17 protein-coding genes are annotated in these 12,957 nt (G+C 67.2%); 1 reads left to right on the top strand and 16 read right to left on the bottom strand.

The window, feature by feature from the left end:
• Position 1 precedes the first annotated feature (1 nt).
• The 12 genes from MID00_RS05120 to MID00_RS05065 form a co-directional block, all read right to left on the bottom strand.
• Positions 2-535 (bottom strand): integrating conjugative element protein, encoded by a 534-nt coding sequence (locus tag MID00_RS05120; protein ID WP_011805427.1) that lies wholly within the window; start codon positions 533-535, stop codon positions 2-4.
• Positions 532-1,152: a lytic transglycosylase domain-containing protein gene (locus MID00_RS05115; protein WP_254499816.1), complete on the bottom strand. Its 621-nt coding sequence runs from the start codon at positions 1,150-1,152 to the stop codon at positions 532-534. Before MID00_RS05115 ends, MID00_RS05120 begins: the two co-directional genes overlap by 4 nt.
• Positions 1,137-1,856: a TIGR03759 family integrating conjugative element protein gene (locus MID00_RS05110; protein ID WP_016851990.1), complete on the bottom strand. Its 720-nt coding sequence runs from the start codon at positions 1,854-1,856 to the stop codon at positions 1,137-1,139. Before MID00_RS05110 ends, MID00_RS05115 begins: the two co-directional genes overlap by 16 nt.
• 86 nt (positions 1,857-1,942) lie before the next feature.
• Positions 1,943-2,590 carry a hypothetical protein gene (locus MID00_RS05105; protein ID WP_254499814.1) on the bottom strand — a complete coding sequence of 216 codons (648 nt, stop codon included), beginning with the start codon at positions 2,588-2,590 and terminating at the stop codon, positions 1,943-1,945.
• A complete protein-coding gene (locus MID00_RS05100) occupies positions 2,587-3,156 on the bottom strand; it encodes a PilL N-terminal domain-containing protein (RefSeq protein WP_254499811.1) in 570 nt (189 codons plus the stop codon). Before MID00_RS05100 ends, MID00_RS05105 begins: the two co-directional genes overlap by 4 nt.
• A gap of 198 nt (positions 3,157-3,354) precedes the next feature.
• A complete protein-coding gene (locus MID00_RS05095; RefSeq protein WP_172965167.1) occupies positions 3,355-5,628 on the bottom strand; it encodes a helicase-related protein in 2,274 nt (757 codons plus the stop codon).
• Between the two features lie 100 nt (positions 5,629-5,728).
• Complete coding sequence (locus MID00_RS05090; RefSeq protein ID WP_013721855.1) at positions 5,729-6,034, bottom strand: hypothetical protein; 306 nt, start codon at positions 6,032-6,034, stop codon at positions 5,729-5,731.
• A 101-nt stretch (positions 6,035-6,135) separates the two neighbouring features.
• A complete protein-coding gene (locus tag MID00_RS05085) occupies positions 6,136-7,245 on the bottom strand; it encodes a DUF6094 domain-containing protein (protein ID WP_254499810.1) in 1,110 nt (369 codons plus the stop codon).
• A 65-nt stretch (positions 7,246-7,310) separates the two neighbouring features.
• Positions 7,311-7,961 carry a hypothetical protein gene (locus tag MID00_RS05080; protein ID WP_034031706.1) on the bottom strand — a complete coding sequence of 217 codons (651 nt, stop codon included), beginning with the start codon at positions 7,959-7,961 and terminating at the stop codon, positions 7,311-7,313.
• An 84-nt stretch (positions 7,962-8,045) separates the two neighbouring features.
• Positions 8,046-8,411 carry a hypothetical protein gene (locus tag MID00_RS05075; RefSeq protein WP_013982123.1) on the bottom strand — a complete coding sequence of 122 codons (366 nt, stop codon included), beginning with the start codon at positions 8,409-8,411 and terminating at the stop codon, positions 8,046-8,048.
• Between the two features lie 89 nt (positions 8,412-8,500).
• On the bottom strand, positions 8,501-9,112 hold the full coding sequence (locus MID00_RS05070; protein WP_023124351.1) for a DUF3275 family protein: 612 nt from the start codon (positions 9,110-9,112) through the stop codon (positions 8,501-8,503).
• Positions 9,113-9,167: 55 nt separating this feature from the next.
• On the bottom strand, positions 9,168-9,719 hold the full coding sequence (locus MID00_RS05065; protein ID WP_023124352.1) for an STY4534 family ICE replication protein: 552 nt from the start codon (positions 9,717-9,719) through the stop codon (positions 9,168-9,170).
• Between the two features lie 91 nt (positions 9,720-9,810).
• Between MID00_RS05065 and MID00_RS20605 the strand changes: the two genes are divergently transcribed.
• Positions 9,811-9,933, top strand: a complete 123-nt coding sequence (locus tag MID00_RS20605; protein ID WP_302329848.1) for a hypothetical protein — start codon at positions 9,811-9,813, stop codon at positions 9,931-9,933.
• A 130-nt stretch (positions 9,934-10,063) separates the two neighbouring features.
• Here the strand turns inward: MID00_RS20605 and MID00_RS05060 are convergent, their stop codons facing one another.
• The 4 genes from MID00_RS05060 to MID00_RS05045 form a co-directional block, all read right to left on the bottom strand.
• Positions 10,064-10,429, bottom strand: a complete 366-nt coding sequence (locus MID00_RS05060) for a DUF3085 domain-containing protein (RefSeq protein ID WP_023124353.1) — start codon at positions 10,427-10,429, stop codon at positions 10,064-10,066.
• Between the two features lie 66 nt (positions 10,430-10,495).
• Positions 10,496-11,296: a hypothetical protein gene (locus tag MID00_RS05055; RefSeq protein ID WP_023124354.1), complete on the bottom strand. Its 801-nt coding sequence runs from the start codon at positions 11,294-11,296 to the stop codon at positions 10,496-10,498.
• 283 nt (positions 11,297-11,579) lie between these two features.
• A complete protein-coding gene (locus MID00_RS05050; protein ID WP_033986204.1) occupies positions 11,580-12,296 on the bottom strand; it encodes a hypothetical protein in 717 nt (238 codons plus the stop codon).
• Positions 12,297-12,546: 250 nt separating this feature from the next.
• The gene (locus tag MID00_RS05045; protein WP_011829941.1) at positions 12,547-12,939 is read right to left on the bottom strand and encodes a hypothetical protein; all 393 of its coding nucleotides are present in this window, start codon (positions 12,937-12,939) and stop codon (positions 12,547-12,549) included.
• Between the last annotated feature and the right edge of the window lie 18 nt (positions 12,940-12,957).

The raw sequence follows: 12,957 nt of genomic DNA, 5'->3' as shown, positions 1-12,957 counted from the left end.
CCTACTGCTCGACGCCGGTGGACGTGATGAGCACCGGGTAGTGGCGCAGGCCCAGGCGCTGGGCCAGGTCGTCGCCGGAGGCCGGCGAGAGGCTCAGGCCGGGAGCCAGGCTGCGCAGCGCCGTCAGCGCGGCCATCGACTCCACGTTGACCACCAGGCCCACGGCCTGCAGCTCGCGCAGCGCGGTCTGCCGCTGCCGCAGCCAGGCGCGCGAACGCTCGTCGTCGCCGATCAGGAACAGCGCCGTCAGGCCCGGCGCCCGGTTGACGCGGCGCTGCACCTCGCCCGGCGACAGTTGCGTCGAGCGCACCGGCAGCATGGCGGCTTCGGCGTCGGCCGCATTGCCAACGCGAGGGGCCGGCATCGGGGCCGGCGGTGTGGCCTGATCCGGCTGAGGATTCAGCGACTGGTAGTACGGCAGCGCGGAGTCGCCGCCGCGGTCTTCGACGACGATCAACGGCGCAGAGGCGGTCTGCGCGAAGACGGTGGTCGTGGGCAGCAGCCCGATGGTGGCGATGAGGACGATGTGGTTCATGGCGTGGTGGCCTGGAGGGTTGGAACGGGAACGTCGGGGTCGAGCACGCGGGTCAGGTGCCGATGCACACTGCGCCGGTAGCGCGCCGCGGGTGCCCCGCCGGCGGGCCGGTGGTAGCGGCCGATGGCAAGCAGCCAGTCCTCGCCCGGCGTGTGCTGTTCGCGCAGGATTTCCGCAGCGATGGCGAGGTTGCGGTACGGGTCCAGCAGCTCGCAGGGCTGCGTGTAGCGATGCGCGTGGTAGCCGAGATTGACCTGGCCGAGGCCGGCATCGATGCGATTGGCCGGCGTGTGGGCGAGCGCACGGTGCAGCCCCGCGCAGGCCTCGGCGCGGCTGGCATAGCGCTGTGGCGAGCCGGCGACGTTGAGCGTCCACGGCCAGGGGATCAGGCGCCCGCGCAGCATGGCGCCGCTCTCCTGCAAGGCCACCGCGTACAGCACCGCCGCCGGCACGTCTGCACGGTGCGCCGCCAGTTGATAGGCCGGCGGCGGCACTTCCCGCGCCAGGGCGGCCAACGCCCAGCCGCCGCTGGTGAGCAGCAGCACGGCGCCGGCGCAGCGGATGGCGACGCGGGATGGCCGGTGCTCCCGGCCCGGAGCACCTATTGCCGCTGCCATTGGCCGTTCACCTCGCGCACCACGGCCGGCAGATCGCCGGGCAGGCCGAGCGACAGCCAGCGTCCCGCATCGTGGTTGAGCGTGATGGTGCGGGCGCGCACCCTGGCCGGGTCGATGCCCGCCTGGGTGGCCCACTGCCGGATGCGCGCGTCGTCCTGACGGCTGCCGACCATGTAGAGATCGAAGGCCGTGCCGGCCGCCTGCAACTGCTGCACGCGCTGCGCGCACGGTGCGCAGTCGGCCTTGACGAAGACCGCCAGGCGCCCGGAGCCGGTGTTGCCGGCACCCTGCGCCTTGGCGCCGGGCAGGCTCACGCGCGGCTGGCCGGGAAACAGGCGCTGCCACGCCGCGTCGTAGGCGCGCTGGTAGGCCAGCGTCTTGCCGACGCGCTGGGCCTCGGCCTGCACCTGCAACTCCGCGTAGCGCCTGCGCTCCTCGTCGCTGCGGGCCTCGATGCCCAGCGCCGTGAGCGGATCGAGCTGGGGCGAATAGACCCCGAGCGGCCCCTGCATCAGTTGGCGGTAACGTGCCCACTCCTCGGGCTGAAGCCCCCACTCCCGCGCCTGCCTCTCGTCGAGCGCGGCATCAGCGCCCGGCTGCACCTGGGCGGGCACCATGCGCGAGTTCGTCACCGGGGCCGGCTGGGCGGATGCGCCGAAAGCGGCGAACAGAACGACGGTAGCGAGCAACGGCCGCAGGTTCATGGTCAGCCTCCGCCGAGCCGCCTCAAGGAGGCTGAAGCCCCCTCGGGGGGCTGCGAACGAAGTGAGCGTGGGGGTCATGGCACCTCCTACGGCACCGCAACGCGCTGCGTCTGGCCGTTCACCTGGAACACGCCCGCCTGCGCCTCGATGGACTGCAGTTGCCAGCCGCCCTCGGCATCGCCCTGGCGCAGCAGCCGGGCGCCCGCGAGCGAGGCCGCGGCGGTGGAGGTGATCGACAGAAAGCGCTCGCCTCCCCGCAGCTCCACGCCGAGCACCCGGAACGGCGGCTCCGGCACCTTGGGCTTCGTCGCAACCGGAGTGCGCGGGCGAGCGGCGGATGCCACCTGCCGGGTTTTCTCCAGGCGGGTTTCGATTGCGTTCACGCGCGCCAGCAGCGTCTGCAGGTCGACGGCCAAGGCCCTCGCCTCATCGGCCTCTTCGAGGCGCGTCATCCGTTCGTCCAGCGCCTGCCGCGCGGTGGCGAATTCGGCCTGGCTGATCGGCGCCGGCCGGCGCTTGTCCGCATCGGCCTGTTGTTCGAGATCGGCCACGCGCAGGCCCAGCGCATTGACCTGCGCATCCTGTGCGCTGCTCTGGGTCTGTTCGGCGAGCCGCGACAGGCCGACGCTGTTGACGAGTGCCACGGCACTGATGAGGACCAGCCAGAAGGCCGCGGCGACCTTGAGCCAGCGCGTGCGGGAATTGCGCTCGGATGGCGCTTGGGGAAAGGTCATGGCTGCATCTCCCCGGGCCGGTCGGCGTCCGGTACGGGCGTGGCGGTGCCGGGCGGGTTGGCGGAAAGGAAGGTGGGAGCACCGTGCCGGCTGAAGCAGACCTGGCGGGTCAAGTCATCGACCGACAGCTCCCAGGCGGGGCCGGCAAGGGTCAGCAAGGCATCGCGCAGCATCAGCGGGCCTAGGCGCAGGTGTGCGGCAGGCAGCGGCAGCGCGTAGAGCGTGGCGGCTTCGACCGCATCGCAGAGCCGGTAGCCCGAGCGCAGGAGCACATGGCGCATGGCATCGCCCACGCTGGCATCGAGCATGGGCGGAATCGAAACCTCCACCGCCTGCTGCAAGAGATCACGCTGCGAAGGTTCCGGCACCAGCTCGACCAGGGTGTAGCGGCCGTAGCGGGCCACCGGAACGAAACCCGGCTCCGGCGCGACGGCGGTTGGCGATGCGGCCGGCACCGCTGGCGCAGACGACGCGGCGGTCGTGGCGCAGCCGGCGGCCAACAGGCTGCCTGCCAGCAAGCCAGCGGCGAGGGCCAGGCGGTGAACAGTGCGGATGGATGGTTGCATGGAGGGCGCTTCCCTGGAACACGGAGCGCTCACCATCGCCGCCGCTTGGCCTGCGGGCAGCAAACAAAACGCACTGACGCCCGCCCGAATACATGGCTGGGCAGCGCCATAGACTGTCATACGCCCAAGAAAAACGGCCCCGAAGGGCCGTGGAAAGAAGCCGGCGACCCCGAGGGGCCACCGGCATGGGCACATGGATCAGACCGTGACAAGCTGCCGGGCCAGTGCGACCTCGACGGAATCACCATCCTGGTTCAGAACATCCAGGCCCGACTCGGGTACGTCTCCCGACGTGCTTTGCGAGACCATGATCTTCCTGGCCATCAACCCCAGGCAGGTCATCTGCGAGGAGTTGGCATAGCCCAGGTAGATCACGCGCACCGGCTGCTTCTGGCCGATGCGCCATGAGCGCCGGGCGGCCTGCTGCAGCGAATACACGTTGTAGCCGGACTGGAGGAACACGATGGTCGGGAACTCCAGCAGGTCCAGGCCGGTTTTCACCAGCTCGGGATTGGTGATGAGCACGTCGATACCACGGTCCAACTGCTCGGCGATCCAGTCCTCGCGGCGGGAGGCATCCACGCTCGCGCGCAGTACCGCAACCTTGAAGCCTTCCTGCTCCAGCAGCACCTTCAAACGCGACGTGGTATCGCGCGTGCCGGTGTAGACCGAATAGACCAGGGTCTTGCGACCTTCCGCCTTCTCTTGCTTGCAGATCTCGATCAGCTCGCGCTCCTTGGGCATCACCTCCAGCTCGTTGAACTGAGCCGGTACGAACGCCAAGGTGTTGCGCGTGCGCGGATGCACCACCGTTTCCGACCGGAAGCAGCAGTCCGGCCAGGCCAGCAGCACGTTGAGGACTACACCGAGCAGCGTCGTGTCGCGCTTCGCCAGAGCCTGCTTCAGCTCCTGGGTCAGCCGACCGGCCAGATCGCGGTAGGCCGCGGCCTGCGCCGTGTCCATCGCGACTTCGCGGAACTCCTCGTCGTAGGGCGGCAACACGTTGCCACCGATGTCCTTCAACTTGAGGAAGACCGTGAACGGCAGGACGCAACGCAGCACGCCCTTCGGACCGAAGCCCGGCGCCTTGACCGTGCGCACCGATACCTTGGTGCCCTTGGCCGTCTTGTGCGCCGTGCCCGTGCTCTCGGAATAGATGTCCTTGAGCACGCCGTGATCGCGCATGAACGCCATCGCGGCCGACGTCATGCTGCCGCTCTTCGTCGGCCGGTAGCCGTCTTCGATCATCCGCCCCGGCAGGGCTCGGAACAGCAGGTGGAACAGGTCGTCGCCGTAGCCGCCCATCAGTGTGCCGGTGAGCAATAGCGTCTTGCGCGCCTTGGCCGCCAACACGCCCATGGCCTGGCCCTGTGCGGAGCCGCCGTTCTTGTACTCGTGCGCCTCGTCGGCGATGAGCAGGTCGAACGTGCCTTGGGGAAGCTGCCTCTTGATGAACTCGGACGGCTGGTAGCCGCCCTCGCCGAAGCCGAACTCCATGTTGGCCATCGCGCGTTCCATCCGGTGGGCTTGCCGGTCCGAGAAGACCAGCTCGCCGTTGCCATCCATCAGGTTGATGAACTCGTGGATGTTGTCCCCGAGCATCGACGCGAGGAAGGCGTCACCGAACTTTTGCATCAGCTTCTGCGCGGTGACTTCCCCGATGGTTGGAATACGCTTCAGTGCCTTGAGCACGGTCGAGGACTGGTCGCTGGCGGACAGGCCTCTGGGACGGATCAACGACCACAGCGGTGCACGGCAGTGGCTGCACTTGCGGCGGGACTCCTCGGCTTCCAGCTCGACCGGGTTGATCGGCTCGCCGTCGAGGTCGGTGATGACATGCCCGCAATCCGGGCAGGCCCCCACGTCGCCGTGAGGCGTGCGCCGCCGAACGAAGACAGGTTTCCAGTGGAACCCCATCCGCATCCGCACGCGGCCCAGGACGAAGAACTCCTGGCCCTGGGCCGGCACGCCCAACTGCTCGCGCAGTTTCAGCAGCTTGACCAGCGTGTCCGGGCCATTGAGTACCCAGACCTTGGCACCGGCCACCGTCTCCTGGATTTCGCGCCGCCACTTGTAGACCAGGTGGGGTGGCGAGAGCACCAGGGTGCGGCGGTAGCCTTCGGCGTTGAGCACGGCGGCGGTGGCAATACCCACCGTCGTCTTGCCGCAACCCATCTCGCCATTGACGATCGCGGCGCGTTCGCCGCGGTCTACCAGTAGCTCGGTGACGGCATGGACCACATCGGCTTGCGCCGGGAACAGCTTGCGCATGAGCGCGGCGAGGATCAGTTGCCGATGCACCCGCACCTGGCCGGTGTAGACCGGAGGATTGGCGCGGTTGAGCGAGTCGAGCAGCTCGTCGCCGAACTCCGATACGAAGTCCTGCAGGCTGAGCGTGAGGGGTGAAGCAGCCGTTTCGAGCAGGTCGCCCTGCACAGCGGTTTCGGGAACGGTTTCGAGATCGAGGGACATGGTGATGCTCCAAAGCAATGGGGCATGCACCTCCCCCACGGGGCGGTGACATGCCCCTGGGTGGGAAGAAAGAAGCGGCGCGAGGCCGCTGGATGTTGGATCAGTATTCGCTGGGCAACAGCAGTGTGGTGACGCTGCGATCCCATTCGGTGATGATCCAGAGCTTCAGGTCGCGCGTGACCTGGTAGGACGAGAACAGACGATCCTCACCGGATTGCAGCGCGGCGTCGTTCTGCCGTCGATCGCTGTCGTCCAGGTCGCCCCAATCGCCATGAAGATGGCGGCGCAGGTACGGCGAGGGGTTGAGCCGGCCCTGTCGGACCAGCTCGTCGACGCCGGCGGTCATGACCACCTGCCCTGGCGAAAAGCGTGCTTGTGACCCGAGGTTGAGGACTGCGAGTGCCATGGTGGTTTCTCCTTCTGGAAGAAGGGGCCACGGCACCCCATCGGGGCAACGTGACCCCGGTGGGTGGATGAAAGCGACGGCGAACCGTCAGGGAACAGCGATCAGCGGATGGTCAGCACTTCGCCCCACGTAGGCGAGCCCAGCGTCAAGTCCCATGCACGAATGACCGGCACGAACTTGTCGGTGAGGATGCGTGTCTCGGCCACGGAGCCGTCGTCGCGTTCGGTGTATTCCGTCTGGAGCATCTTCTCCTTGTGGGTGTCACCTTTGACGACGAGCACGCGCCCGCTCTTGGACGTCACTACGCCGGAAATCGCGCCTGCGGCCAAGGCCAGGGCGAGATGCCAGTGCGACAAGGCCCGCGCGGGCGGACGCAGCGACTGCTGCGCGGCCCCCGGGTGCGTATCGAGCGCCGGCCAGAGTCCTTGCAGCCGGCCGACTTCATCGGCGAACTGCTCGGGCTCCATCGTCACGCGATAGAAGTGCTCCGGCTCGGCCGGGCTGGCAGGGACGGTGTACGGCAGGAACGGCCATTCGGGCGGCAGCTCCTCGGCTTCGGCGTCACCCTGTCCGATCTGCAGCAGCAGACCGCGCAAGGACTTGGCCGACTCCGACGCCTGGTCGCGTTGACGAATCCTGCGACCGAAGATCACCACCTGCTTGAACTGCGTTTCCACCGCACGGTAGATGCGCAGGTCGGCGAAGTGGCGCGTCAGCCATCCGACCAGCTCGGCGTCGAGCACGTAGGACGGCACGATGAAGATCAGCACGCCGCCGTACTGCAGCAGCGGCAGCGCGCGCTGATAGAAGAGCTTTTCCAGCCGCGCACGGCCCTGGCCCTGATAGCCGATGTTGCCGTTCACGTCCTTGCTCAGGTCGCCATACGGCGGGTTCAGCCACAGCAGCCCGAAGGACTGGCGCGAGATCAGCGTGTCCATCAGATCACCTTGGATGCAGCGATCGACAAGTTGCCGTGCGTGGCGGGCACGCTCGGCGTCGTACTCGACGGCGAAGGCCTGGACCTGCTCGCGCCCGAGGGCGTGGGCGGCTTCGGCAATCGCCACGCCTTCGCCGGCGCAGGGATCGAGGAGGGACATGGAGCCGGGAGACGGCACCAGTGCGGACAAGGCCCGCTCCAGCGTCGGCTCGTCGGTGGGGAAGTAGCCGTTACGGATGAAATTGCGCGCCAGGCGCGGAAACATGAGTGCCATGGATTTCTCCTGGTGATGGATGAGGGAAGGCGGGCACGCGCGGCGCGCATGCCCGTGGGGATGGCTCACGCCACACGCCGAAGCGGTGCGTTCGCGGCCAGTTCGTACTGCGTGGCGCCAAGGGTGCCGTTGCGGATCAGCTCGCCCAACGCCTTCGTCAGCGCCGGGACATCGAGGGCCAGCCGATGGCCTTCCAGCGGCCCGAGGGCCAAGGGAAGACCGGTCAGCATCCGCCGTGTCTGCAACAGCTCCAGCACGGTGTCGCGCCAGTGGTCGAGCAGTGGCAGCGGGCAGGTGTCCTGCACCAGCGTCCACAGCCGGTCGAGCCGGTGAGCGGAATCCCTGGGCAGAAGCGCCAGCGCGCTGGCGTTGGCCTTGTCTGGCTTCACGCAGCGACGATCGAACAGCCACACGTTCGTCAGCGAACCGAACAGCGTTCGCCGATAGGCGCGGGTGATGCGCTTTTCCAGGTTCTCGACGTTGCCGACGAAGACCGAGATGGATGCGCCCTGCTCGGTGATGACGTGGAACTGATCCAGTCCCTGTTCGTCCCGGCCGAGGGTCAGGCGGGCGAGGAACTCCTGAACGGCGGTGTCGCGCGCCCAGATCGAGAGAAAGACGAGATTGCCCTGCTCGTCACCGACGCAACCGTCAGCCATGAGGTCGGGGCATTCGTCGATGCGGTACAGCGGTTTCGCGGAAGAAGGTGCAGGCATGGTGATGTCCTCTTGGAAAAGAAGGAGCAACCACAGCCCGCGGGGCCGTGCTCGCCCCGGTTGGGTGAAGGAAGATGCGTGCCGCTAGACAGCGCGCCCCGCGTGGAAGCGGTGAACCCGCTCGCGCCACTCGGAGCTTTGCACCGGCGCCATGTCGAGATAGCGCAGCGGGCACGAGTAGTAGTACGGATGCACGGACTCATCGAGGGACTTGTAGCCCCAATCGCCGCCCGAGCTTTCCAGAAGATGGCAGCCGATGTAGCAGACGGACTCACCGGCCGCGAGGCCCATGACGCCCGCCTGCCTGGCGGTGACGCGAACCACGGTCCACAGAACGTCGCCGTCCAGTGTGTGGTCGATGACTTCGCAGCAAGCGCGTTCGGACGCCTGCGGAGCGAGCAGCTCGCGGATCAACTGATCGCGCGTCTGACGAACGAAGGTCCAGCCCATGAGGGTCTCCTTGAAGCAAAGGCCGGAGCCCTCCCCGTCGGGGGAGAACCCCGGCGGGTGGCGGAATGCCGCGTAAGGCGGCGGATGGATCAGGCAGCTTTGAGGTGCCAGTCCTGGGACAACGGAGCGAACTCGTAGCCGAGCTTGTCGAGACGGTCGCGCTGCTGACGCAGCACACGACGATCCACGGTCGCATCGAGCTTCACGGTCTCGCCCAGGGGCCACAAGGCACCAAACAGCACCGCGTCGTCTGCCTCGGCCGAGGCCGCAGCGGACACGGGAGCCGATTCGCTGCCGAACGGCGTGGTATCGACCAGGGGATCACGCGGACTGCGCGACTTCGCCTTCGGCTTGGCCGGGGGCGTTGCCGGCGCGGGCGTCTGCGCTTCCTCGTCGATCGGATCGACTTCCTGCGGACTCAGCCGGCGGGCCTCGTCGCGGCTCAGGGCGTCGATGTTGGACAGTGTCATCCCGCCCAGATGGGCGCGGATCTCGATGACCATGCGGCCGTTGGCGTTGTACGTGGAGGGGCGAATCTCGACGATGACGAAATCACCGTCGTACTTGCCCTCGCGGTACTGATCGAGTTCGGCGTTCTTCACGACGAACTCGCCGATCGAGGTCGCCAGGCGGCCGACGTTGAAGTCGCCGTTCCTGCCGTGGATGGTCTTGATGGCCAGTTGGCCGGGGATGGTGATCATGAAGGTCTCCTGCTGACGAAGAGAAGACAAGGCCCCGGGGATGGGGCCTTGCGGATCAGAACGACTCGGCAACGGCCAATGCGGGGGCATCGGCAGCGTCGTCGGCAGCATCGGCGTCGGGCTTGGAAGGCTCCGGTGCCGAGGCTTGCTGCGCGGCGGGCGCGTCGGACGTCACAGGGACTTCCGGGTCGCGCTCGTCGGTCTCGGTCGGCTTGGGTTCGGCCTTGTAGACGAGCTTGCCGTCGACCTTGATCCAACTGACGAACAGCAGGCGGGCCTTGAGGCTCACCCCCTGCTCGCCGGCACGCTTGCCCTTGGAGTAGGTGAAGGTGTCGGCCCACAGGTCGCCCAGGCGGAAGCCGATCATCACCTTCTTCTCGGCGTCGACCGCCTGAATGCAGCGGCGCACCAGGTGCTGCGCTTCCGAACCCGATACGCGCGTGTCGAAACGCACATACGAGACGTCATCGCTGGGACCGTTCAGAGCCGCGATGTCGCAGGCCAGGAACGCATCGCCTTTCTTGGGCTTCACTTCGCGGATGCGATTGAGATACCCGAGGCCGGTGATGTGCAGATCGAAGTAGGACTTTTCGGTGGAAGTGGTCATGGTGAATCTCCTGAGAACAATGAGGCGGAGACACACCCGACCCAAGGCGGGGAAGGTGTGGAACCCCCGCGTGGGTTGATGGAACAGCTTGGTGGCATCGCCATCGAGAACCGATGGCCGTTCGCGCATGGATGCCGGTGCGAACTGGGGTGATCAACGCGGTCGGAACCGCATCGCAGCCTTGAAGATCGTGGCTGCCTGGGCATGTCGCTGACGGACGTCAGCGGAACATGGGCGGAAGCGTGGCGCCGGGGCGGCGCGCATGCGAGCGGTAATTGGCACTCGCGGCTGTCCGCATTGCCGGGAAGAAAGAGGCCCCCGGAGCGGGGGCCAGGGATGGGCGGTCAGTTACCGCTGGGCGCGGAAGGAACCGCCTGCAGCGACAGGTGTGTCGCGGTGGCGGACACGTCGAGATCGTCCTCGCTGTGCAGGATGCACGCAAACACGCCCTCCTTCGGATCGAAGAACTCGCCAAAGTCATCGCCGCCGAACTCGGCGCGCGCCAGCTCCCACCAGTCATCGAACGCATCGACATCCGGGTTGCAGCCAGCGGCATAGGCGATGGTCTTCTGGCGACCATCGGGTCGGCGCTCGCCGCGCTCGGCCAGGAAGTACACGCCCTGATCCTTGACCAGGATGACGCGGCATTGATTCGCCACCGCTTCGGCGAGCACGGGCCGCAGCTCCGTGCCTTTGAATCGAACAGTCATGGGTGTGATCTCCAGGGATGCAGGAAGAGAGGCTTCCCGCCGCGAAGGCGGGAAGCTGCTGGGAGATCAGTGCCGGACAGCCTTGCGACCCGACAACAGGCACTGCACTCGGATGCGGCGCCAGCTCCCGTCGTCGATCAGCCGTTCCAGCGTCTCGCCGAGGGTGTCGAAGAACACCTCATCGACCCGTTCAATCAGCTCGCCGTCGCGGCGCAGCTCCACCGCGTAGAGGTCGAGGCCACGCTCATACAGCACGGTGACGCAACCCTGGAACTTCGTCGTGGCGACGGTGAAGCCGATGGCCGGCGGCGTGCGGATGATGTCGGCGGGCAGCGGATCGACCCAGGTGATGTCCCGCGCACCGGCATCCACCAGCATGTGGGTGATGCGCCGGAAGCCGTCGGGAGCGGGCAACTGCTCCAGTTGGTCGATCAGTTCCTGCAGCTCGGGGCAGCGCGGCTCGGGGATCGGCAGCTTCGCCGGTGCGGAACCGAGCACGAACCGCTTCACCGTGTAGGGCTGGCCGTCGGCGGTGAACTCGGTCTGCTCCTCGGGCGTGTCCGCCCGCTGACCGTCGAAGCGGCGTCTGACATAGGGTTCGACCTGCACCTTGGCGCCCTCGTCGGGCACCTCGGTCACGAGCGTTCGATCGAGCACCGCGAACTCGGCTCGTCCCGTCTTGACGACGATGGCCTCGTCGGTGGTGGCGATGACCTTGCCCTCGAAAGGCTTCGGGTCAATGTGAAAGCCCAGCGTCGAAACCTTGGGCTGGCCGTCGAAGATGTTGAACTTGAACGAACGGACGTTGGAAGGCACATGACCGACAACGAGCGTCGGCATCTGTGCGCGGATGGCTTGGGTATCCATGGGGAGACTCCTTGTGGCAACCAAGGGACTCCCGCCCGCAAGGGAGGTCTGTCCCTTGAGGGTGAGGTGGATGGACGCGGGTGCGCCCGGAGAACGAAACAACCAGCACGGCGAACCGCGCCGCAGTCTCGAAGGTCTCGACTGCCTGGGCATGCTGCCGGCAACGCCAGCGAACATGCGGCCAGCGTGCGGCACATGGCGGCGGCCGTCCGCCTGGAATCGGCAACGCGCCGGCACCGCGTTCCGCGGAAAAGAAGAGCCCCGCACGGGGCTCAAGAGGGGGTTACTCGTCGTCGTAGAGCGTCAGTCCGTCCAGCACGGGCGCGCCGGCATCGAACACCAACATGCGAACGTCGGCGAGCGCAGCCAGGTGCAACACTTCCACGAGGGACTCCGGCATGCCCTTGGCCCGGTGCTCCTGCCGCAGTTCTTCGGCGGTGATGCCCTCGACCTGCTGCACGTTCGCATCCGTCCAGGGCGTGGCGATCAGCTTCACGCCGACCGCCGGGCTGTAGGGAATGCGGAAGGCGATGAACAGAAAACCGCTCGGCGTGGCGATGTCGGCCAGGTTGGCCAGATAGCGGCCGGCCTCCTCGGTGATGTGCGCCGAGCTGATTTCCCAGGCACGGCTGTAGAAGCCGGTCTCGAAGCGCAGGCGCCGCACCACCTCGCGTGCGGCTTCCTCGGAGTAGGTATCGCCGACGTGCAGCGGCTGGCCGGCTTCTTCGGCCATGACGGCGTAGACGAGGTTTCGGGCGATGCCGTGGCTGCGGCATTGCGCGTCCAGCTCGGGCGGCACGTTCTGGCCTTCCGTGATCAGCGCGAAGTCGTCGCAGAAGACGCAGGCATGGCGCTCGACCTGGCTGTCCGGCAGGTGCGACTGCGAGACGTGCAGCGGCAGATAGCTCAGCGGGCAGTCGTCGTCGTAGGAAATCGCCAGCAGCCGTTGCACGGACAGGCCATCGTAGCCGCGGACGAAGGGGTTGTTGGAATGGGACATGGGATTCCTCCAGCAGAGGATGGCCGAGGCAATCCCCTGCCGGGGATTGAACCCCAGCGGGTGGATGAAGTGGCAGCCGGTCAGCCGGCCGCGGCGTCGGACCGCCCTGGTGGCGGGCGGTGCGGGTCAGTGGAAGATGCTGATTCGGGACATGGCCGCTCCTGCGAAAAGAAGGAGGGACATGGCCCCGAACGGGGACGCATGTCCCTCGTGGGGTGGGATGAAAGGACGGTGGGTTGCCAGGCGCGGCTCACCAGCCGTTGTAGTGCAGCGTGAGGTCAGCGATGACCTGGCGCCGTTCCAGATCGAGGCCGCCGAAGTCGGACAGCCCCTCGAAGCCGCAACGCTTGAGCATCGCGCCACCCTCGCGGGCGTTGTAGAAGCTCACCATCGCGGACAGGAACATGCGTTGACCGCTGCTCAGCACGCCCAGGGCGTCGTTGAGCATCAGCATGTTGGGCCGCAGATCCCACTTGGTGGTGGCACGCTGCAGACCTTCGCGTGTGCCGTCGCCGAACCACTCGTGGCCGGCGATCTGCGCGCCGCGCTTCCAGGCCTCGAAGAAGGCCTGCGGTGCAGCGTCGAAGTGCGCCTGTTCCAGCGCCATCTGATCGAGCACGTCTTCGGGCAAAGACAGATTCATGAGAGGACTCCTTGAAGG

It is taken from the genome of Alcaligenes sp. NLF5-7, from assembly GCF_024266725.1.
Classification (GTDB): domain Bacteria; phylum Pseudomonadota; class Gammaproteobacteria; order Burkholderiales; family Burkholderiaceae_B; genus Alcaligenes; species Alcaligenes phenolicus.
Note: the sequence above shows the minus strand (reverse complement) of the source record. Positions and strands in the feature narration are given on the sequence as shown.